We start from the raw sequence: 18,334 nt of genomic DNA, 5'->3' as shown, positions 1-18,334 counted from the left end.
GAACGTCCCCTTGTTTCTTGATTCCGCCTACCCGGAATTTTCGGATGATTGTTCCGGGTTATGCGGAGTTTTTCAAGCCGAGTAAACGGTTTTGCCAGCCACTAAGGTGTGGACGACGCGACCTTGAAAGCGAGCACTTTCAAAGCAACTGTTCTTCGAGAGCGAGTGCAGCTCTTCCTCGTGCACGATCCAGGGCTCATCCAGATCGACAATGGCGATATCTGCTCTGGCGCCCGGCTTGAGAGTGCCCGCATCAAGGCCGAAAATACGAGCTGGAGCTGTTGATAGCACTTCAACCAGACGCAGCAGCGGAATGCTGTCATTATGATAGAGACGAAGTGCGGCCCCCAGCAATGTTTCAAGGCCGATTGCGCCCGCTTCTGCATCCGAGAAAGGCAGGCGCTTGGTATCGACATCCTGTGGGTCGTGGGCGGAAACGATGATATCAATAGTGCCGTTTTTTACGGCCTCTACCATGGCAAGGCGATCCTGTTCGCTGCGCAAAGGCGGCGAAAGTCGGAAAAACGTACGGAACTCTCCAATGTCGTTTTCATTGAGCGACAAATGGTTGATCGAAACGCCTGCAGTTACCTTGGCACCAAGGTCCTTCGAGCGACGCACGGCTTCCGCCGACATTTCGCAGGAAAGCTGTGCGGCATGATAGTTGCTGTTGGTTAGCGCTGCTAGACGCAGATCGCGTTCCAGCGGAATCACTTCCGCTTCACGCGGACTGCCGGAAAGACCGAGCCAGCTTGCAAACAGGCCCTCATTCATGACGCCATTCGCGCCAAGATAGGGATCGCGCGTTTCGCAGGCAATCACGGCATCGAAATCGCGGGCATAGGTGAGCGCGCGCCGCATGAGCTGCGTATTGGCGATTGTCCGTCTGCCTTCCGTGAAGGCAACTGCACCGGCATCGCGCAACAGGCCGATTTCGGTCATCTCCTCGCCACCGAGACCTTTGGTGATGGCTGCTGCCGGGTGCACATTGATGATGGCCGTATCGCGCGCAGTCCGCTTGACAAATTCCACCAGAGCCACGTCATCGATCACAGGATCGGTATCGGGCATCATGATGATGGAGGTCACACCGCCAGCGGCTGCCGCACGGCTCGCAGATGCGATGGTTTCGCGGTGTTCTGCGCCGGGTTCGCCAATAAAGACGCGCGCATCGACAAGGCCGGGTAATACGGCTTTGCCATTAAGATCGATGATTTGCGCACCTTCGGGCGCGCCGTGATTTCGAGCGTCAGCTCCGGCGGCAACAATCTTTCCGTCGTAGATCAGAACGCTGCCGGTTTCATCAAGGCCGCGCGACGGATCAACGATGCGCGCGTTTTCAAACAGGATCGCGCTCATGCCGCTTCTCCGTTGCTGGGATTACGACGCGGATCGAGCAGGGCTTCCATTACGGCCATGCGCACGGCAACGCCCATCTCGACCTGCTGCTGGATCACGCTCTGCGGCCCATCGGCAACGTCGGATGCGATCTCGACGCCGCGGTTCATTGGGCCGGGATGCATGACGAGCGCGTCTGGCTTGGCGACTTTGAGCTTTTCTTTATCGAGGCCATAGAAGCGGAAATATTCGCGTACCGAAGGCACGAAAGAACCTGCCATACGCTCACGTTGAAGGCGCAGCATCATGACGACGTCGGCATCTTTCAAGCCTTCTTCCATCGAATTGAAGACTTCGACGCTCATATCCGCCATGCCGGAAGGTAGCAGCGTGGATGGCGCGACGACACGTACCCGTGCGCCAAGCGCATTGAGAAGAATGATATTGGAACGTGCCACACGAGAATGAAGCACATCGCCGCAAATCGCGACGATCAGGTTTTCGATCTGACCTTTGGCGCGGCGGATGGTTAGCGCATCAAGAAGGGCCTGCGTGGGGTGTTCGTGCGCGCCGTCACCGGCGTTGACAACCGAACAGCCGACTTTCTGCGCGAGAAGGGCAGCGGCGCCTGCCGAAGCGTGACGGATAACCAATATGTCCGGCTGCATGGCGTTCAGCGTCATCGCCGTATCGATGAGTGTTTCGCCTTTCTTGACCGATGAATTGCCCACCGACATATTCATGACGTCGGCGCCGAGCCGTTTTCCGGCCAGTTCAAACGACGATTGCGTTCGCGTCGATGCTTCGAAGAAGAGATTGATTTGTGTGCGACCGCGCAGCACGGACTTTTTCTTCTCAGGCTGTCTGGAAACAGCGATTTCCTGATCGGAAAGATCAAGAAGGCAGAGAATGTCCAGGGGCGAAAGCCCCTTGATGCCCAGCAGGTGGCGGTGAGGGAAAAGCGGAGGGACCGTTTGATTTGTCATGGCAAGTCATCCGTATAGGACCATGAGGCAGGTCCCGCAACCGTCCTTATAATGGCTTGAGGCGATTCACCAAGAAAAACCTGTGCTGTTCTGACGACAAATTGCGCAGGGGATGGCAAAATTTTAGCAAATGCAGTGCAAGAAACGTAAACTGAATTGAATCGCACAATACGGAATGAGCTTTTGAAAACGCACGACGTTACCAACCAGACGCCGCCCATGACGGGCCACAATGCCTATCTGGGCGATCCGCTTCTGATGCAGATTGCGGCACCGTTCCCGAAGGAGCTGCACGCCGATCTGGAACAGACGGGCCGTTTCGTATTGTCGACGGAAGCTCAGGATCTCGCACGTCTGGCCAATACCGAACTGCCGAAACTGCGCACGCATGACAGGCAGGGCAACCGTGTCGATCTCGTGGAATATCATCCGGCCTATCATGCGCTGATGCGCCGTTCCATCGCGGCAGGACTGCATTGCTCGATCTGGGAAGGCAATCCACTCGAAAGCGGTCGCCGCCATCAGGCGCGCGCATCGCGCTTTTTCCTGACCGCCCAGCTCGAGGCGGGACATCTTTGTCCGCTAACCATGACCAGCGCGTCGCTTGCCGCACTCATGGCATCGCCGGAAATCTACAAGGAATGGTCGCCGGTTATCCTGTCGCGCAAGTATGATTTTTCTCAGAAACCCGCTTTTGCCAAGCAAGGCATTACGCTTGGCATGGGCATGACCGAAAAGCAGGGCGGAACCGATGTACGCGCCAATACGACGCGCGCGACCCGCAATGAGGATGGCACCTATGCCATTACCGGCCACAAGTGGTTCATGTCCGCGCCGATGTCGGATGCGTTCCTGACGCTTGCGCAGGCGGAAGAAGGGCTTTCCTGTTTTCTGCTCCCGCGTCTTGACCAAGAGGGAAGCGGTAACGGTTTCTTTTTCCAGCGCCTGAAAGACAAGCTCGGCAACAAGTCTAATGCCTCGTCGGAGGTGGAATTCGAGGGCGCCATCGGTCATCTGATTGGCAATCCGGGCGAGGGCGTCAAGACCATCATGGATATGGTCACGCTGACGCGGCTCGATTGTGCTGTCGCATCGGCGGGGCTGATGCGCTCGGGCCTTGCAGAAGCGGTCCATCACAGCCGTCATCGTCAAGTATTCGGCAAGGTGGTTATCGAACAGCCTTTGATGCAGCGGGTTCTTGCCGACATGGCGCTCGATGTCGCTGGCGCGACGGCGCTTTCCATGCGGCTGGCACGTGCGTTCGATATGGCCGCAAGCGATCGCGCCGAGGCAGCCTTTGCGCGCTGCATGACGCCGGTGGTGAAATACTGGGTGTGCAAGATCGCGCCTGCACTCCTCTATGAAGCAATGGAGTGCCTTGGCGGCAATGGCTACATCGAGGAAGGCAATCTTGCGCGCGCCTATCGCGAGGCCCCGGTCAATGCGATATGGGAGGGTTCCGGCAATGTCATGGCGCTGGACGTGGTGCGTGTGCTGTCGCGTGCGCCGGGACTTTTCGATGAGGTGCTGGAGTGGATCGGTGGGCAGCTTGGTCCGCGCGGGCAGGGAACGCTCGATGTCCTGCGTGCCGCATTGCAATTGACCGAAACCGATCCCGGTGTCGCACGCCTTTTGACCGAGCAACTGGCCTATGCCGCTGCTGCCGCGGAATTGCGCCAGCTTGGAGCCGACGACGTGGCCGATGCGTTCATCGAGACCCGTCTTGGCGGCCAGTGGCGTTCGACCTATGGCATGCTGGATGCGCGCCATAATGCCGAACGGATTCTCGATCAGCTTTATCCGGCGTCGTAATCGTCGGATGCCGACCGCCTGATGCTATGCAGGCGGTCGAGCGCACCTTGAAGAATGAAGGATGCTGCAGCCGAATCGATACGTTCGGCCCGCTTGCCGCGTGAGACGTCCATGCCGATCAGCGCCCGTTCGGCAGCGACGGTCGACAGGCGTTCATCCCAGAAAACGAAGGGCAGGTCGGTCAGAGGCTGCATGGTGCGCACAAATGCCCGTGTAGCCTGAACGCGGGGACCGGAAGTTCCGTCCATATTTATAGGCAAACCGATGACGATAACGCCGACCTTGTCGGCGTCGAGCGCTTTCAGAAGCACCTGTGCGTCGATGGAAAACTTCACCCGTTTGATAACAGGGCGCGGATGCGCGAAGGAAAGACCGAGATCAGACACTGCAAGGCCGATGGTCTTGGTTCCCAGATCCAGTCCGGCAATCGTCTGCCCGGACTGAAGCAGCGCCGGAATTTCCTCGATTTCAATGACGGCCATCGGTCCTCATCGGATTTTGAAGTGGTTTCATATTGCCTTCAACTTTATCGGCGTCATATCTGTTCGCAAACCGGAAATCGAGCCCGAAACAGAGATTGAGGAGAAACCTGATGAAACTTACATGGCTTGGCCACGCCGCTTTCCGCATTGAAACGGCAAAGGCTGTTATTCTCGTCGATCCGTTTCTGAACGGAAATCCCGGTGCAAAGGGGATTGATTTCAAAGAGGCGACCAAGGGCGTAACCCATATAGCGCTGACCCACGGCCATGGCGACCATGTGGGCGATACGGTTGCCATCGCCAGGGAGCATGGCACGACAGTCATTGCCAATGCCGATCTCGCAAGCTGGCTTGGTAGTCAGGGTGTGGAAAAGCTCGATCCTGGCAATACGGGTGGCACGGTGGCGCAAGACGGGTTCACCGTTACCTTCGTCAATGCACTCCACTCTTCGGCAATGCTGACGGAAAACGGTGTTTCGCAGGCACTGGGCAATCCGAATGGTCTGGTATTCCATTTCGAAGATGCACCGACGCTCTATCATATGGGGGACACGGACATCTTCTCGGATATGGGGCTTATCAATGAGCTCCATCAGCCAGAAATCGGCATCGTTCCCATTGGTGATCGCTTCACGATGGGTGGCGCGGTTGCGGCTCTTGCCTGCCAGCGATATTTCAACTTCAAGACCGTGTTGCCATGCCACTACGCCTCATTTCCGATCATCGACCAGACAGCGGACAAGTTCGTGGCCGGAATGGCAGAACATCGGGAAACGAAGGTTATCGCTGATCCAGCTGGTACTGTTCATTCGTTCTGACTTTGGGTTTGAAGCGCAAGAAATGTTGCGCTTCAACAATCGCGCCGTTATAGCCGGTAGGAAAACTTTTCAGGGTGGCAGTTCGCCGCCCAATCTAGCATTTGCGGAGAACAGGATGTCCGTCGATATTTCTACCGTCAAACGCGTTGCGCATCTGGCGCGCATCGCCGTCAGTGACGACGATGCCGAACGCATGACTGGCGAACTTAATGCTATTCTGGGCTTTGTCGAGCAACTGAATGAAGTCAATGTCGATGGCATCGAGCCTATGACTTCCGTTACACCGATGCAGATGCGCATGCGCGATGACAAGGTAACGGACGGCGGCATCGCCGCAGCCGTGGTCGCCAACGCACCAGTTACGGAAGACAATTTCTTCGTCGTACCAAAGGTCGTGGAGTAGACCATGGCCATACGGGTTTCAGTCGAGACCCCCTTGCAGGATGATGTGCGCGCACTGGTCGAGGGCCTGAATGCGCATCTTCTGCCGCTGTCACCGCTGGAATTCCAGTTCAAGATGACAGTTGAGCAGATGGCGGGGCCAGATACGACGGTTTTTGTGGCGCGCGATGAAGACGGCAAGGCAGTCGGCTGCGGTGCGTTGAAGATGCACGAAGATGGCGTCGGTGAGGTGAAGCGTATGTTCACCCTTCCGGAAGTGCGCGGAAAGCGCGTTGGTTCGGTTCTGGTGGATGCGATCGTCGATCAGGCAAGGGCCAAGGACATTTCCCGCCTAGTACTCGAAACGGGTACAGGGCCCGGTTTTGCCGGTGCATGGCGGCTTTATGAGAATTCAGGTTTTACGCGCTGCGGTGTGGTTCTGGACTATCCGGATTCCGAATACAGCGCCTTTTTTGAAAAGCGTCTCGTTGAGGCGCACTGACAGGATTTGACGATGAGCGAACTGACCGCACTGACCATTGCTGAGGCGCGCGACAAGCTGAAGGCCAAAGCCATCACCGCGACCGAACTCACCGACGCCTATCTTTCCGCTATCGATTCCGCGAATGAAACGATCAATGCTTACGTGAAGGTCACTCACGATCAGGCGCGTTCGATGGCCAAGGCTTCGGACGAACGTATCGCCAAGGGCGAAGCGGGTGCACTGGAAGGCATTCCGCTCGGCGTGAAGGACCTGTTTGCAACCAAGGGTGTGCATACGCAGGCCTGCTCCCACATTCTGGATAGTTTCAAGCCGGAATATGAATCGACCGTCACCGCCAATCTGTGGGCCGACGGTGCGGTGATGCTCGGCAAGCTCAACATGGACGAATTCGCGATGGGCTCGTCCAACGAAACCTCCTATTACGGTGCGGTCAAGAATCCCTGGCGCGCTAATGGCTCCAACGCCGATCTGGTGCCGGGCGGTTCGTCGGGCGGTTCGGCTGCCGCTGTTGCCGCACAGCTTTGCGCCGGCGCCACCGCAACCGACACGGGCGGCTCGATCCGTCAGCCCGCAGCCTTCACCGGTACGGTCGGCATCAAGCCGACCTATGGCCGCGTTTCACGCTGGGGCACGGTTGCCTTCGCTTCGTCGCTCGATCAGGCCGGACCGATCGCCCGCGACGTGCGCGATGCCGCTATCCTGCTGAAATCCATGGCGTCGCTTGATCTCAAGGACACGACATCGGTTGACCTGCCGGTTCCGGATTATGAAGCTGCCATCGGCAAGTCGCTCAAGGGCATGAAGATCGGCATTCCGAAGGAATATCGCGTCGACGGCATGCCGGACGAGATAGAAGAGCTCTGGCAGAAGGGTATCCAGTATCTGAAGGATGCCGGCGCGGAAATCGTCGATATTTCGCTGCCGCATACGAAATATGCGCTGCCCGCCTATTACATCGTGGCGCCGGCGGAAGCGTCTTCGAACCTCGCCCGCTATGACGGCGTGCGTTACGGCCTGCGTGTACCGGGCAAGGACATTGCCGACATGTACGAGCAGACCCGTGCGGCTGGCTTCGGCAAGGAAGTGAAGCGCCGTATCATGATCGGCACCTATGTCCTCTCGGCAGGGTATTACGATGCCTATTATCTGCGTGCGCAGAAGGTGCGTACGCTGATCAAGAAGGATTTTGAGGACGTGTTCGCCAAGGGTGTACATGCGATCCTGACGCCAGCGACGCCTTCTGCCGCCTTTGGTATTGCCGATGAGGAACTGGCCAATGATCCGGTCAAGATGTATCTCAACGACATCTTCACGGTAACGGTTAATATGGCGGGTCTTCCGGGCATTGCCGTACCTGCCGGTATCAATGACAAGGGCCTGCCGCTCGGTCTTCAGTTGATCGGGCGTCCATTCGAGGAAGAGACGTTGTTTCAGGCAGCTCACGCCGTCGAACAGGCTGCCGGACGGTTTACTCCGGCAAAGTGGTGGTAAAAACCGATCTTCTTGTTCGCCGGGGCCTCCCCGGCGAATTTGTTTTTATGGCTGCATTGGCCGTCAGAGCCTGGCGGAGTGCGGCTGGTGATGTTGCATTGACCGCCGAGCGGCAAGAAACTCTGGAAGCAAAGTTCCTGTGCGATCTGCAAGAGAATGCGGATGGCGTACTTGTCGCCGAACGCGGCGGGACCATCGTTGGCTGGGGCGCGAGTGTGCCCCAAAGCAATTACATTTCCGATTTATGGGGCGATCCACCTCATCACGGGCAGGGGATCGGCACGCATCTGCTGGATGCCCTGATGGCACAAATTCTGCTTGATGGTTTTGATGAAGTACTGATCGGCACGCACGCGGATAATCTTCCCGCCATCAGCCTTTATAAAAAAGCTGGTTTCCAGATCGAGTGGCAGGAAGAGGAGTGGTCCGAAAGTTTCGGGAAAACGGTCGAAAAGGTGAGGATGCGCGCAAAGCTTTGAAGCCAGCTATCGCAACCATTGCCGAACGTTCTGTTGCGCCTATTCTTCTTGAGAGTGGAATCATCAGGAGGAGGGCAAGCGATGTGGATCATGTTGACGGAAGTGAACGGTGAAAAGCTCGCCGTGAATTTCAATCATGTTCTGTGCTACAATACTTATGGAACCGGCACACGCATAGTGACGCTGAGTACGGATCAGACATTCTTCGTAAAAGAATCAATTGAGGAAATTGAAGCCAAGCTCGGTATCAATGTGAAAGCCTGATCTTCATTTATCAGTGGCTTAAATAGTTTTATTGAAAAAGAAAATGAACGGCATCGGGCTTGCAACTGCCGTTCATCCTGGAAACACACTTTAGATATCCAGCTCTTCGACAAAGGCTGCACGGTCCTGAATGAAACGGAAACGGGCCTCTGGCTTGGTGCCCATCAGTTCATCGACAGTGTTGCGGGTTTCATCGACATATTCTTCATCCACCTGTACACGCAGAAGCGTGCGCTTCTTCGGGTCCATGGTGGTTTCCTTTAGCTGTTCGGCGCGCATTTCGCCAAGGCCCTTGAAGCGACCGATTTCCACTTTGCCGCGTCCGGTGAATACGGTGCGCAGAAGTTCATCCTTATGCGCTTCATCACGCGCATAGGCGACCTTTCCGCCCTGGCTCAGGCGGAAAAGCGGCGGCACCGCCAGATAGAGATGACCATTGCGGATCAGATCGGGCATTTCCTGATAGAAGAATGTGATGAGCAGCGACGCGATATGCGCCCCGTCGACGTCGGCGTCGGTCATGACGATGACGCGGTCATAACGCAGATCGTCTTCCCGATAGTTCTTACGCGTGCCGCAGCCCAGAGCCTGAACCAGATCGGCAATCTGCTGGTTTGCTGTCAGCTTTTCTCGCCCGGCGCTGGCAACGTTCAAGATCTTGCCGCGCAATGGCAGGATGGCCTGATTGGCGCGGTTACGCGCCTGTTTGGCGGAACCTCCTGCCGAGTCACCTTCGACGATGAACAATTCTGCGCCGGCCGCCGCGTTCTGCGTGCAGTCGGCAAGCTTGCCGGGCAGGCGCAGCTTGCGCGTTGCGCTCTTGCGGACGGTTTCTTTCTCCTGACGACGGCGCAGGCGTTCGTCGGCGCGGTCGATCACCCATTCCAGAAGGCGAGATGCTTCCTGTGGGGAAGCGGCAAGCCAGTGGTCAAACGGATCGCGGATCGCATTTTCCACGATGCGCTGTGCTTCAACGGTCGCCAGCTTGTCCTTGGTCTGGCCGACAAATTCCGGCTCGCGAATGAAGACCGACAGCATCCCTGCGGCCGATACCATCACGTCATCGGTGGTGATGATCGAAGCGCGCTTGTTGTTGGTCAGTTCCGCATAGGCTTTCAGCCCTCGCGTCAGCGCAATGCGCAGGCCCGCTTCATGCGTGCCGCCATCGCCGGTCGGAATGGTGTTGCAATAGGAATGGACAAACCCGTCGCCACCAAACCATGAGACGGCCCATTCGACAGCGCCGTGACCGCCTTGTTTCTCGGTCTTGCCTGCAAAAACCTCGCGTGTGACCTGATGTTCCTTGCCAAGCGAGGCTTCGAGATAGTCCTTCAAGCCGCCGGGGAAGTGGAACACGGCCTTTTCAGGTGTTTCCTTCTTCGGGTCGAGCAGGGAAGGATCGCAGTTCCAGCGAATTTCAACGCCGCCGAACAGATAGGCCTTCGAACGCGCCATACGATAGAGGCGATGCGGATCGAATTGCGCCGTCTTGCCGAAAATATCGGGATCGGGGTGGAAGCGGACGCGGGTGCCGCGACGATTATGCACTTCGCCGAGCTCTTCCAGCCCGCCTTGCGGAATACCGCGCGAGAAGCGCTGGCGATAAAGACGGCGATTGCGTGCGACTTCCACTTCCAGCACGTCGGAAAGGGCATTCACCACCGAAACACCGACACCGTGCAAACCGCCTGACGTTTCATAAGCCTTGCCGTCGAACTTACCGCCCGCATGCAGTTTGGTCATGATGACTTCAAGCGTGGACTTACCGGGCACCTGGGGATGTTCATCCACAGGAATGCCGCGTCCGTTGTCCGAAACCGTTACAAACCCATCGGCATCGAAGCTCACTTCGATGAAATTGGCATGTCCGGCGACAGCTTCGTCCATCGAGTTGTCGATGACTTCGGCGAAGAGATGATGCAGAGCCTTTTCGTCTGTGCCGCCAATATACATGCCGGGACGCAGGCGCACCGGCTCCAGGCCTTCCAGAACACGGATGGATGATGCGTTATAGTCGTCGCCTGTGGATGAAGCAGGCGGCGTCTTGGCCGTGACCGGCTTTGGAACGGAGAGCGACGGCGCGGCCACCGGTTGCGCGACAGGCTGCGGCGCCACAGTTTTTTCGCTCTGTCGCCCTTGTTCCTGTTCCCGTTCTCGGGCCCGGGCATTGTTGACCACTCTCGAGAAGAGATCGTTGCTATCGTCCATCTGTTCCGAAAAGCTCTCTGTCTGAATTTCAGGAGGTCTGTGTCGAGCTTACTCGCCATCGACCGGAAAATACTGTTCGCGAATCACCTAAATGATGCCATGTACGCTTGCGAAAGGCGACTAAAGTTCGCCTTACGTTCCGCTTTCGCACGGCTTTTTCAAAGGGTTTTGTTCAGAACCGGACTGATTTGCACCGGAAAGAAGGCGAAAGTCAAACCGCCGCGACATTTCCTGTCAAATAGGATGGAAACGCTGCGGCAGTTCGCATAGAGCGATTATGGGGAATGTTGCAAATACCGAGAGTTTGAAATGCAGAGCAGCGCGACAAGCGGCGTGGAAGCGCACGTCAAGGGCATGGCGATCATGGTGCTCTCGGTGCTTTTGCTGCCGTTGATGGATGCGATCGGCAAGTGGCTCGCCATGGTGGACAGCATGCCTCCGGCCACGGTCACCTTCATGCGGTTCTTCGTTCAGTGTTGGCTGATGTGCATCATCCTGCTCCTCACAGGCGGCTTTGCGGCGTTGCGGACACAGTACCTCGCTGGAAACCTCATCCGTGGAGCCTTGATGGGATTCGGTGGCCTCTGTTTCTTTACGGCGGTCAAATACATGCCGCTGGCGGATGCGATGGCCGTTTTCTTTGCCGAGCCGCTCATCCTCACGCTTTTCTCAGCGATCTTCCTGAAGGAAAAGGTGGGCTGGAGACGATTCAGCGCCGTTGGCATCGGCCTCGTCGGCACGATGATCGTGATCCAGCCTAGTTTTGAAATCTTTGGCGCTGTTTCGCTGCTGCCGCTGGCAACCGCCGTGACTTTTGCGATCTACCTGATCCTCAACCGCAAATATGGCGCAAAGGAAAGCCCGCTTGTAATGCAGTTCTATGCGGGCGTCGGCGGATGGATGATCGCCGGGTTCGCCATGATTTACGGAACCGGGGCGGGGATCGGCGACCTTGGTTTCGGCCTGCCGCAAGGCATCCTGCCCTGGCTGCTTCTGCTACTTCTGGGAACGATTGGAACCGTCAGCCATCTGATGGTGGTGCAGGCGTTCAAGCTTGCCCCGGCTTCTATGCTGGCGCCGTTCCAGTATCTTGAAATCGTCAATGCGGTTCTGGTTGGCCTAATCGTGTTCGGTGATTTTCCGACACCTTCGAAATGGTGCGGCATCGCCATCATCGTCGGATCAGGGTTTTATGTTTTCATGCGCGAGCGCCGCGTGAAAGCCGACGCCGTGGCTTGAGACAGACTCATTTCAGCTGACGCGCGCCGAAAACTGTCTCAAACGCCTTTCCAAGTGCGACGTCCATGTCGCCCATCGTCACCGGCAATCCGAGATCTACGAGGCTGGTAACACCATGTTCCGAAATTCCGCAAGGGACGATGCCCGCATAATAACCGAGATCTGGTTCGACATTGATGGCGATGCCGTGAAAGCTCACCCAACGACGGAGGCGGATGCCTATCGCAGCGATCTTGTCTTCGCACATGCCGCCATTGGCAAGGCGAGGCTTTTCAGGTCTTGTTACCCATACACCGACGCGATCCTCGCGACGTTCACCTTTAACGTTGAACTCGGCAAGGCTCTCGATGATCCATTGCTCAAGGGCAGTCACAAAGGCGCGCACATCCTCGCGGCGGCGTTTCAGGTCAAGCATCACATAGGCAATGCGCTGACCGGGTCCGTGATAGGTATATTCACCGCCTCGCCCTGTATTGAAGACAGGGAGGCTGTCTGGCGTCAGAAGATCGCTTGAATTGGCGCTCGTCCCCGCCGTGTAAAGCGACGGATGTTCCACCAGCCAGACAAGCTCGTTTGCTGTGCCGTCCCGAATGGCCTGAACGCGCGCTTCCATGAAGGCGAGGGCTTCTTCGTAGTCCGTCAGTCCTTCTGCAACGACCCAGTCTACGGGAGGCGCGTCGGCTCGTTGCGGCAGGAAATGCGTTTCCAGCGCATCGCGCTCGCGGGGTTTCTGTAAAGCTGTCTCGAAAATGGGGGAGGCGGAACTATTCGTCATGAGGAAAACATATGGCGGTTTTGCAGCGTAATCGCCAGATGTCAAAATGCCTCTCTGATCAATGATTCGCGAGCGGCGCTTCCTTTTCACAGCGATTGCGTCCTGTCTGCTTGGCCCGATATAATGCCCGATCAGCCGCGTTGACGAGATGGCTATAGTCGGGATGACCGTTGAATGCTGCAACGCCGATGGACAGAGTTACAGACTGACGTGCGCCATCAGGAAGGTTCAGGGGCTGTTTCGCTATCTGTCTGCGCAGCTCCTCGCCGATTGCAAAAGCTTTATTCTCGTCAGCTTCTACAAGAGCGACCAGAAATTCTTCTCCCCCATAGCGAAACACGAAATCACTCGGGCGACATAATGAAAGGATAGCTTCGGCTACTTGCTGAAGGACTGCATCGCCACTGCTATGTCCATATGTGTCATTGATGTTCTTAAAATGATCGATGTCGATCATCAAAATACTCAAATCCATAGCCTTTTGCGATGCCATTCGCACTTCGCGGGTCAGTATTGAGGGCATGAAACGGCGATTGAGGGTGCGTGTTAGAGGATCACGGCCTGTTTCCATTGCAGCCGCGGCCTGAAACAGTTCGGACAGCAGGAACTTCACCTCACCAATCTTGGTTTGAAACAGCCCAAGCGACGCTGCGAGTTCAGTCGGATTATCTTTGCGAGCGCTGTTAATGGCTGGCAAGAGCACATCATCGATATGTTCTACGTTCCGGCGGATGTTCTCCAACGTGCCGGAGTTAGAGAACATCAAATCTGCTTTATGCTGCAACCACAATCCGAAATCCGAGCTTGCAAGTGAGTGAAGCGGACTGTCGGAATTGCCATACAGGTTGAACAGAAGCGACTGGCTCCATTCCATGAGCGCGGCGCGTTGTGATTCACGTTCAAGCGGAAAATCGTGGCTGAGCGTGAAAGCCCGATAGGCTTCGTCGGTCTGGGCGCTTTCGCGTGCATCCTTCACAAAAGCTTGGCTCATGATTTCAATCGCGATGTCGATGGCATTGCTCACATGGACGATAAGGCGCGCCAGCACCTCGCGTGAAGCAATCTCCAGCCCGAGTTGACGAATGATCTCGTTTTTGAGCAGGCGTGCCCCCTGCATAACGACATGGATCGGCACATCGATACGAGCGTGAACTTCGCCGACCTTGCGCTGTTCGCGAATGAAAGCGTCAACATCGTCAGCGGTTCTCTGAAACATCTTCAGCAACCAGTCGCTCAGCGAATTATGCAGGCGTTCCTGCACTATTTTCTGGGACAGGAAAACTGCCGCATCGCGGTTACTCATAAGGCGGTCGTAAAACACACCGACAAACTGTTCACGGTGACGGGTAATCAGATTACGAAGACTGATGGAATGGTCCTCTGGCAAACTGCGGACAAGCTCGACCCATTCTGTCTGGGTCGTGCCCAGTCCGGTTTTCGACCCCCATGTAGTGTCGAGTTCAGAGGTCGAATAATCCATGTTCGTACTCCTTGCTAAGCCGCAAGGCTCCGCCCGCTACCGGTGCTGGACCGGTTCCGGATTGGCGTCGCGGATCGGAGATTCTGCGGTTCGCCCTTCCTTAGAAGGGACTATGTGCGAATTCAACAGGCTTCTGATATTCCGACTTTCTTAAAAATTATCCCAGCAAAACGGCTAGCTATTAATTAGGATTAATTCGGGCGTGCTTTTGTAAAGTGCGGTCGAGATTGATAGAGCGTCGTAAGATTAAGTGACTTTACCAAATGGCTGTTTGGCCTACCTATTTGCGGGCAAGATTCCAATTCTGGCCAATTCTCGAAAGGAACCCGGAATGAGATTTAAGTTACTTTCTGTAGCTGTCGCGCTTTTTGCGGTTACCGCCACCGCTGAAGCAGGTACACCTGTTGCTCCGACTCCAATTCCGGCAATCGCCACCGATGGCGCTGTCTCGGCTATTCAGGTCGATTACCGCTGCCGTCGCGGCATGGTCCGCACGCCTAGTGGTCGTTGTGTTACGGATCGTCGCTGGAGGGATGATCGCCGTCGATGGGATCGCCATTCACCACGTTATTATCGTGAACGCGATCGGGATCGACGCTGGCGCCGTGATCGCGACCATCGTCGCGAAAGAATCTATATCGAGCCACGTCGTCGCGGCCCACATAACTAAAAAAGAGCAGCGAGTTCGCTGCTCCTTTTATACTGTCTCAGTCTGTGTATCCGTGAATTTATCGAGTTGCGGAAAGACATCCGGTGTCATTGGGGCCAAGACATCAATGATCAATCCGCTCGGTGCAAAGTTTAAATCGCAATCGGCTTTTAATTCGCCTGTGAGTACGGAATAGAGCAGTCGCTGACCGAAACCGCGGTGCACAGGGCGTTCGACCGCGGGACCTCCACATTCGACCCAAAGCATGTGGAATTTCCGCTCCCCGTGCTTTTCGATGACATCCCAACTGAATTGGACCGTGCCGCTTTCATTCGAAAGTGCACCATATTTTACAGCATTAGTTGCGAGTTCGTATAAACCGAGCGTAAGCGAAACTGTTACTCGGTCACTCACGACGAGTGCTGGACCCTGTATCCGGATACGGTGGCCGAATGTACTGTTAAAAGGGGCAAGGGCGGTTTCGGAGATCTGACTGATTGTAGTGCCTGTCCAGTCTTCTCTCAGCAACATGTCGTGAGCCTGACTAAGCGCACGGAGCCGTTCGCTGAACAGTGTGTTTGCTATTTGGGGGTTGGTGGCATTGCGCAAGGTCTGGTTCGCTATGGATTGCACCATCGCCATTGAGTTCTTGAAACGGTGCGATATTTCGCGCGTAACCAACGCCTTGTCTGCCTCGACCTTTTTGCGTTCGGTGACATCTATGACAATGCCCAGAAAAGCAGGTTTTTTGCCGAGAAGGGCCTTAGCACGAGTTTCCACCCAACGCACCTGACCCAGCCTGTTGGTAATGCGATATTCAACCTGGAAAGACTTGCCGGTAGAAAGGGACTCCTGTGATCGCTGGATCAGTGTCATCCGGTCTTCAAGCATCACCATGTCAATGATTTTGTCGTAATTGACGGGTTCATCCGGTGTCAATCCAAAAATGCGTCGGTATTCGGCTGAACAGCTGATTTCACCAGTGTGGTAATCTCGCGTCCAGAAACCGATATTCGCCACATCGACAATGTATTGGAACTGATCATTGCTGCGTTGGTTTTCGATGGAAAGCGTTTCGCGTTCCTTTTCCAACTCGACCAGTTTGCCGAGCTCCAGCGTCACATCCAGCTGCGATGAAACGAAGTAATGAAGTTCGCCGTCATCCGTTTTAACTGGAGAAATATGAAGCCGGTTCCAGAATGGTTCGCCTGATTTCTTGTAGTTAAGGATATCAATATCGATTGACTGTTCGGTGTCGAGTGCCGCACGGATCATCTCGACATGTTTGGGATTCGTTGCCGAGCCCTGAAGGAAACGGCAATTCTTTCCGATGATTTCGCTGCTATCGTAACCAGTGAGGTTTTGGAAGGCCTTGTTAGCAAAGACTATCGGATTGTCCGGCAGACGTGGATTTGTAATGAGCATTGGCATGGGTGTCAGTTCAACTGCTGCCGTAAAAGGATTTGCCCCCTGGGAGAAGGATGCTTCCAACACTCTTACGGACGGCTGTACTTTTGTTGCCAATGCAAACCTCACTCGATGAAAACACTTACAAGCTGCCCTACTTTAAGCAAGCTATCTTACTGTCGCGCAATTTGCTAACAAAAATAAAGCCGTAGCCTGAACGAAATATTGTTTTTCGTTAAATTTTTGATGAAATCTCTATGGATTGCGAAATGAATACAACATCCACGTATTTTCCGCCAATATTCAGCGAGCATTCATAAACTGCCAGCAATGATAGCATCATTGAAATGGAGAAGCACAGGATGAACACCTTCAAAAAGATGATGGTTGGTCTTGTTGGTGCAGGCTTTCTGATCGGCGCAATGGCTCCGGTTCTGGCTGCACCTGTCATGTCAACTGCGCCTGCGGCAAAGAATGAGAATGTTCAGCACGTTCGTGATGACCGCTGGCGCCGGGGATCTCGGCATGGGCATTGGCGTGGACACCGGCCTGGGCCGAGGCCAGGCTGGCACGGACGTCCTTACCGTCCGGGGCCGGGGTATTGGAATGGCTATCGCGGCGACCGCTATTATCGCCACGGCTATCGCCGCCATAATGATGGATGGTGGTATCCGCTAGCAGCGTTCGGCGCTGGAGCAATCATCGGTGGTGCGATTGCCGCTCCGCCTCCGCCGGTCTATCGTGCCCCAGCCTATGGTTATAGCAATTCGCACGTCCAGTGGTGCTATAATCGTTACCGGTCGTATCGGGCTTCGGACAACACTTTCCAGCCGTATAACGGTCCACGTCAGCAGTGTTATTCACCATACTGACAGTGAAGTTCTGCCAGAATCAAAGAAGCCGCTCTTTAAGGGGCGGCTTTGTTTTTGTGGACTAAGTCTATCAAACGTATCCAAGAATAATTGTCATTCATATCAGTGCACTCTAAAAGGCGGTCGGAGCGTAGTTCGTGGCGTACTATTGAAGCGCTATCGGTCTCCGCTATTTTCACAAATGAGCGCCAGAGGAGGCGGGATGCGCCAGATTTTACCTAAAGCATTGGCTGGTATTGTTCTACTTGGAATACTGAGCGTAGTACTTGGTTCTTGGTACACGGTTGACGAAGGTGAGCGCGGTGTTGTTTTGCGCTATGGAGCAGTCTCTGGTGTTGCACAACCGGGACTTGGTTTCAAAATTCCACTGATCGATTCGATCGTAAGAATATCCGTGCAATCCAAAGCTGCGATTTACAACAGCATGGAAGCCTACAGCCGCGATCAGCAACCGGCCACGATGAATCTTTCCGTCAACTACCGCATTCCGCCAGATCGTGTGGAAGAGGTCTACGCGACCTATGGTGGCGAAGACGGACTTCTGTCTCGTCTTGTCGAGCGGCGCGTCTTTGAAGAAAGCAAAACTGTTTTCGGAAAGTTCAATGCTGTTGAGGCAATTCAGGAGCGTAGTCGTCTCAATCAGGAAATTGCGGAGGCGATACAGAACAGCGTACGCGGTCCGGTTATCATCGATACGGTGCAGATCGAAAATATCGATTTTTCGGACTCCTATGAGCAATCCATTGAACAGCGCATGCTGGCCGAAGTTGAGGTGCAGCGCCTCCGTCAGAATGCTGAGCGCGAGAAAGTGCAGGCTGAAATTACCGTGACGCAGGCAAAAGCGCAGGCAGATGCGCGTCGTGCCGAAGCACAGGCCCAGGCTGATGCTGTTCGCCTCCAGGCCGAGGCAGAGGCCGAAGCGATACGGCTGAAGGGGGAAGCCGAAGCAACTGCCATCAAGGCGCGTGGCGATGCGCTACGCGATAATCCAGGTCTTGTTGCATTGACGCAGGCAGAAAGATGGGATGGGCAACTGCCAAGCACAATGCTGCCGAACGGGGCGATTCCAATGCTGAACTTGAATAGTTCTCAGGAGGCGCCACAGAAGTCACCGAACTATTGATACAACCGAACAAATGAACAGCGTG

Annotated in this window: 19 protein-coding genes; 11 read left to right on the top strand and 8 right to left on the bottom strand. The window is 55.3% G+C overall.

Annotation, left to right across the window (positions count from 1 at the left end; all coding sequences use genetic code 11):
- Window positions 1-72: 72 nt before the first annotated feature.
- Together JNC70_RS00450 and JNC70_RS00445 are read right to left on the bottom strand one after the other, a co-directional pair.
- Entirely contained in the window at window positions 73-1,359 is a 1,287-nt protein-coding gene (locus JNC70_RS00450; RefSeq protein WP_104756962.1) for a dihydroorotase, read from the bottom strand.
- Window positions 1,356-2,324: an aspartate carbamoyltransferase catalytic subunit gene (locus tag JNC70_RS00445; RefSeq protein ID WP_104756963.1), complete on the bottom strand. Its 969-nt coding sequence runs from the start codon at window positions 2,322-2,324 to the stop codon at window positions 1,356-1,358. Before JNC70_RS00445 ends, JNC70_RS00450 begins: the two co-directional genes overlap by 4 nt.
- 183 nt (window positions 2,325-2,507) lie before the next feature.
- Here JNC70_RS00445 and JNC70_RS00440 point away from each other — a divergent pair, with 183 nt between their 5' ends.
- Window positions 2,508-4,136, top strand: a complete 1,629-nt coding sequence (locus JNC70_RS00440; RefSeq protein WP_104756964.1) for an acyl-CoA dehydrogenase family protein — start codon at window positions 2,508-2,510, stop codon at window positions 4,134-4,136.
- On the opposite strand, the gene ruvX is transcribed toward JNC70_RS00440, so the two are convergent.
- Window positions 4,121-4,618: a Holliday junction resolvase RuvX gene (gene ruvX, locus JNC70_RS00435; RefSeq protein ID WP_104756965.1), complete on the bottom strand. Its 498-nt coding sequence runs from the start codon at window positions 4,616-4,618 to the stop codon at window positions 4,121-4,123. The genes JNC70_RS00440 and ruvX overlap by 16 nt on opposite strands.
- 110 nt (window positions 4,619-4,728) lie before the next feature.
- On the opposite strand from ruvX, the gene JNC70_RS00430 reads away from it, so the two are divergent.
- The 6 genes from JNC70_RS00430 (at window position 4,729) to JNC70_RS00405 (ending at window position 8,556) form a co-directional block, all read left to right on the top strand.
- A complete protein-coding gene (locus JNC70_RS00430) occupies window positions 4,729-5,436 on the top strand; it encodes a metal-dependent hydrolase (RefSeq protein WP_104756966.1) in 708 nt (235 codons plus the stop codon).
- 115 nt (window positions 5,437-5,551) lie between these two features.
- A complete protein-coding gene (gatC, locus tag JNC70_RS00425; RefSeq protein WP_104756967.1) occupies window positions 5,552-5,839 on the top strand; it encodes an Asp-tRNA(Asn)/Glu-tRNA(Gln) amidotransferase subunit GatC in 288 nt (95 codons plus the stop codon).
- A 3-nt stretch (window positions 5,840-5,842) separates the two neighbouring features.
- The gene (locus JNC70_RS00420; RefSeq protein WP_071634066.1) at window positions 5,843-6,319 is read left to right on the top strand and encodes a GNAT family N-acetyltransferase; all 477 of its coding nucleotides are present in this window, start codon (window positions 5,843-5,845) and stop codon (window positions 6,317-6,319) included.
- A 12-nt stretch (window positions 6,320-6,331) separates the two neighbouring features.
- Window positions 6,332-7,813, top strand: a complete 1,482-nt coding sequence (gene gatA, locus JNC70_RS00415) for an Asp-tRNA(Asn)/Glu-tRNA(Gln) amidotransferase subunit GatA (protein WP_104756968.1) — start codon at window positions 6,332-6,334, stop codon at window positions 7,811-7,813.
- Window positions 7,807-8,292, top strand: coding sequence for a GNAT family N-acetyltransferase (locus tag JNC70_RS00410; RefSeq protein ID WP_245414799.1), 486 nt, complete (start codon window positions 7,807-7,809; stop codon window positions 8,290-8,292). The genes gatA and JNC70_RS00410 overlap by 7 nt, the downstream gene beginning before the upstream one ends.
- 81 nt (window positions 8,293-8,373) lie before the next feature.
- Window positions 8,374-8,556, top strand: a complete 183-nt coding sequence (locus JNC70_RS00405) for a hypothetical protein (RefSeq protein WP_104756970.1) — start codon at window positions 8,374-8,376, stop codon at window positions 8,554-8,556.
- Between the two features lie 90 nt (window positions 8,557-8,646).
- Here JNC70_RS00405 and parE read toward each other — a convergent pair whose 3' ends face one another.
- Window positions 8,647-10,764 carry a DNA topoisomerase IV subunit B gene (gene parE / locus JNC70_RS00400; RefSeq protein ID WP_104756971.1) on the bottom strand — a complete coding sequence of 706 codons (2,118 nt, stop codon included), beginning with the start codon at window positions 10,762-10,764 and terminating at the stop codon, window positions 8,647-8,649.
- A 309-nt stretch (window positions 10,765-11,073) separates the two neighbouring features.
- Between parE and JNC70_RS00395 the strand changes: the two genes are divergently transcribed.
- On the top strand, window positions 11,074-12,003 hold the full coding sequence (locus tag JNC70_RS00395; protein ID WP_104756972.1) for a DMT family transporter: 930 nt from the start codon (window positions 11,074-11,076) through the stop codon (window positions 12,001-12,003).
- A gap of 7 nt (window positions 12,004-12,010) precedes the next feature.
- Here the strand turns inward: JNC70_RS00395 and lipB are convergent, their stop codons facing one another.
- Together lipB and JNC70_RS00385 are read right to left on the bottom strand one after the other, a co-directional pair.
- Window positions 12,011-12,778: a lipoyl(octanoyl) transferase LipB gene (gene lipB / locus JNC70_RS00390; protein ID WP_104756988.1), complete on the bottom strand. Its 768-nt coding sequence runs from the start codon at window positions 12,776-12,778 to the stop codon at window positions 12,011-12,013.
- A 58-nt stretch (window positions 12,779-12,836) separates the two neighbouring features.
- On the bottom strand, window positions 12,837-14,258 hold the full coding sequence (locus tag JNC70_RS00385) for a diguanylate cyclase (RefSeq protein WP_104756973.1): 1,422 nt from the start codon (window positions 14,256-14,258) through the stop codon (window positions 12,837-12,839).
- 331 nt (window positions 14,259-14,589) lie between these two features.
- Between JNC70_RS00385 and JNC70_RS00380 the strand changes: the two genes are divergently transcribed.
- On the top strand, window positions 14,590-14,928 hold the full coding sequence (locus JNC70_RS00380; protein ID WP_104756974.1) for a hypothetical protein: 339 nt from the start codon (window positions 14,590-14,592) through the stop codon (window positions 14,926-14,928).
- A gap of 27 nt (window positions 14,929-14,955) precedes the next feature.
- On the opposite strand, the gene JNC70_RS00375 is transcribed toward JNC70_RS00380, so the two are convergent.
- Together JNC70_RS00375 and JNC70_RS00370 are read right to left on the bottom strand one after the other, a co-directional pair.
- A complete protein-coding gene (locus tag JNC70_RS00375) occupies window positions 14,956-16,398 on the bottom strand; it encodes an HWE histidine kinase domain-containing protein (RefSeq protein ID WP_280952375.1) in 1,443 nt (480 codons plus the stop codon).
- A 151-nt stretch (window positions 16,399-16,549) separates the two neighbouring features.
- Window positions 16,550-16,765, bottom strand: a complete 216-nt coding sequence (locus JNC70_RS00370) for a hypothetical protein (RefSeq protein ID WP_104756976.1) — start codon at window positions 16,763-16,765, stop codon at window positions 16,550-16,552.
- On the opposite strand from JNC70_RS00370, the gene JNC70_RS00365 reads away from it, so the two are divergent.
- Together JNC70_RS00365 and JNC70_RS00360 are read left to right on the top strand one after the other, a co-directional pair.
- A complete protein-coding gene (locus JNC70_RS00365) occupies window positions 16,677-17,186 on the top strand; it encodes a BA14K family protein (protein WP_104756977.1) in 510 nt (169 codons plus the stop codon). The genes JNC70_RS00370 and JNC70_RS00365 overlap by 89 nt on opposite strands.
- Window positions 17,187-17,388: 202 nt before the next feature.
- Window positions 17,389-18,309, top strand: a complete 921-nt coding sequence (locus tag JNC70_RS00360; protein WP_104756978.1) for a prohibitin family protein — start codon at window positions 17,389-17,391, stop codon at window positions 18,307-18,309.
- The last annotated feature ends 25 nt before the right edge of the window (window positions 18,310-18,334 follow it).

The sequence above is a fragment of the Brucella oryzae genome, from assembly GCF_041929965.1.
GTDB classification, from domain to species: domain Bacteria; phylum Pseudomonadota; class Alphaproteobacteria; order Rhizobiales; family Rhizobiaceae; genus Brucella; species Brucella oryzae.
The sequence above is the reverse complement of the archived record's forward strand: the minus strand, read 5'-3'. Positions and strand labels throughout refer to the sequence as shown.